Annotated in this window: 4 protein-coding genes; all 4 read right to left on the reverse strand. The window is 71.9% G+C overall.

Features of this window, described 5'->3' with window-relative positions:
• A partial coding sequence (dinB, locus tag ACFV5N_RS26905; RefSeq protein WP_385604870.1) for a DNA polymerase IV occupies positions 1-759 on the reverse strand: 759 nt, incomplete at its 3' end.
• 48 nt (positions 760-807) lie between these two features.
• Complete coding sequence (locus tag ACFV5N_RS26910; RefSeq protein WP_385604873.1) at positions 808-1,425, reverse strand: MerR family transcriptional regulator; 618 nt, start codon at positions 1,423-1,425, stop codon at positions 808-810.
• 144 nt (positions 1,426-1,569) lie between these two features.
• Positions 1,570-2,043 (reverse strand): bifunctional nuclease family protein, encoded by a 474-nt coding sequence (locus ACFV5N_RS26915; RefSeq protein WP_019434704.1) that lies wholly within the window; start codon positions 2,041-2,043, stop codon positions 1,570-1,572.
• 78 nt (positions 2,044-2,121) lie between these two features.
• Positions 2,122-2,560: FHA domain-containing protein (locus ACFV5N_RS26920; RefSeq protein WP_385604876.1), on the reverse strand; the 439-nt coding region annotated here is incomplete at its 5' end.

Consider the following 2,560-nt stretch of genomic DNA (forward strand, 5'->3'; position numbering starts at 1 on the left):
GGTGTCCTCCACGGACACCGACTTGGCGTCCCGCTCGGCGACCACCGGGCGGTCGTCGATCCCCAGCGCCATGGCGTGCACCCCGGTGCCGTGCGCGCTGCCCAGCAGCCGCACCAGCTCCGTCTCCCCCGCGCGGGCCGCGTCCCCCACGGTGGCGATGCCGGCCCGGCGCAGCACCCCGTCGGTGGCCGGGCCGACGCCGGGCAGGGTGCGCACCGGCAGCGGGTCCAGCAGGTCCCGTTCGGTGCCGGGCTCGATCAGCTGGAGGCCGTCCGGCTTGGCCCGCTCGGAGGCGATCTTGGCGAGCATCTTGGAGCCGGCCAGCCCGACCGAGCCGGTGACGGTGGTGGCCGCCACGATCCGGGCGCGCAGCTCGCGCCCCACGGCCGCGGCCTCGGCGGCGGTGTGCGCGCTGTCGCCGGCCGCCAGGTCGACGAACGCCTCGTCCAGGCTGAGCGGCTCCACCAGCGGGGACAGGGCGCGCAGCAGCGCCATGACGGTGTCGCTGACCGACCGGTAGACATCGAAGCGCGGATACAGGTAGGCGGCGTTCGGGCAGCGCCGTCTGGCCTGGCCCATCGGCATCGCCGAGTGCACCCCGAACCGCCGGGCCTCGTAGGAGGCGGTGGCCACCACCCCGCGCGGTCCGAGCCCGCCGACGATCACCGGCTTGCCCCGCAGGGACGGCTTGGCGGCCTGCTCGACGGAGGCGTAGAAGGCGTCCATGTCGAGGTGCAGGATCGTCGGCTGGCCTCTCACCCTCCCGATGGTGCCGCACGGCACCGACAATCCGTGGGAACGCTCCCGTCAGCGCGCTCCGCGCTGTCTGCGGCGGGCCAGCTCGTCGGAGGGATGACCACCGCTGACCACTTCCCCGGTGTCCACCCGCTCCGCCTGGAGCCGGGACAGCGCCGCCTCCACATCGCCCCACACCGCGCCCACCGCGATGCCGAAGACGCCACGGCCGCCGCGCAGCAGCTCGGCCAGCTCCTCCGGGGACTCGCAGCGGTAGACGGTGGCGCCGTCACTCATCAGGGTGAGCCCGGCCAGTTCGGTGAGATCGGCCGAGCGCAGGGCGCGCACCGCGGTGCGGATGCTCTGGAGGGAGACCCCGGCGTCCAGCAGCCGCTTGACGATCTTGAGCACCAGGATGTCCTGGAAGCTGTACAGCCGCTGGGTGCCCGAGCCGTGCGCCGGGCGGATGCTGGGCTGCACCAGCTGGGTGCGCGCCCAGTAGTCGAGCTGCCGGTAGGTGATCCCGGCGGCGGTGCAGGCGCTCGGGCCCCGGTAGCCGAGGTGTTCGTGCGCCGTGGGGCCGCCGCCGTGGTCCTGGAGGGCGTCCGGGGCCCGCAGGGGGTGCCGCGGCGGCGCGCCCGGCAACGGGGAGATCCCGCCCGCCGCCGTACCCTCGCCGTTACCTGTCACGCCCGGCCTCCGTTCCGCACGCCCCGACCGTGCCCTCGTCGCTCACCGGGTGTGACGATGAGCACGCGCACGGCGCTCCTCCCAAGACATGCCCCACAGACGCTAAGCATGCACACTCAGCGCGTCAACGATCGCCACGCCCGGCTACTGGTTGCCGGAGCCGAAGTCCTCGGGAGAGATCTGGTCCAGGAATTCCCGGAACCGCTCCACCTCGTCCTCCTGCTCGTCGGGGATGATGATCCCCGCGTCGTCGAGCACCCCGTCGCTGCTGTAGATGGGGGTGCCGACGCGCAGCGCGAGCGCTATGGCGTCGGAGGGCCTGGCGCTCACTTCGACGCCGCTGGCGAACACCAGCTCGGCGTAGAAAACACCGTCGCGCAGATCGGTGATCCGCACGGCGGTGAGTTCCTGTCCGATCGCTTCCAGGACGTTTTTCAGCAGGTCGTGCGTCAGCGGCCGGGCAGGGGCCAGCCCCTGCTGAGCGAAGGCGATCGCGGTGGCCTCCCCGGGGCCGATCCAGATGGGGAGGTAGCGATCGCCCTCCACTTCACGGAGGAGAACGATGGGCTGATTGTTGGGCAATTCCACCCTGACACCCACGACGTCGAGCTGGTTCACACAGCAACCCTAGGTCGTGACCGGGGCATTTGGATAGTCGGGCACCACGGCGCGGCGCCGGACACTCTCCGTGAGACGTCACCCACCGTACTGACCGGTGAAGAACACCAGACGGTATTTCCCGATCTGCACCTCGTCACCGTGTGCGAGCACCGCCGAGTCGATGGGCTCCCGGTTGACATAGGTGCCGTTGAGGCTGCCCACGTCGAAGACCGAGAAGCCGCCCTCGGGACGGCGCCGGAACTCCACGTGGCGGCGGGAGACCGTCACGTCGTCGAGGAAGATGTCGCTCTGCGGGTGCCGTCCCGCCGTGGTGAGGTCACCGTCCAGCAGGAACCGGCTGCCCGAGTTCGGGCCGCGGCGCACCACCAGCAGCGCGGAGCCGGGCGGCAGCGCGTCCACCGCGGCCTGGGCCTCCGGGGAGAGCGCGGGCATCACCGCGTGCTGTCCGGTGATCTCGGAGTCGTACGCCTCCAGGCCGGAGATCGAGATGGTGGAGGTGGTCTCCGAGGAGCCC

This window comes from Streptomyces sp. NPDC059853, from assembly GCF_042731495.1.
Lineage (GTDB): Bacteria > Actinomycetota > Actinomycetes > Streptomycetales > Streptomycetaceae > Streptomyces.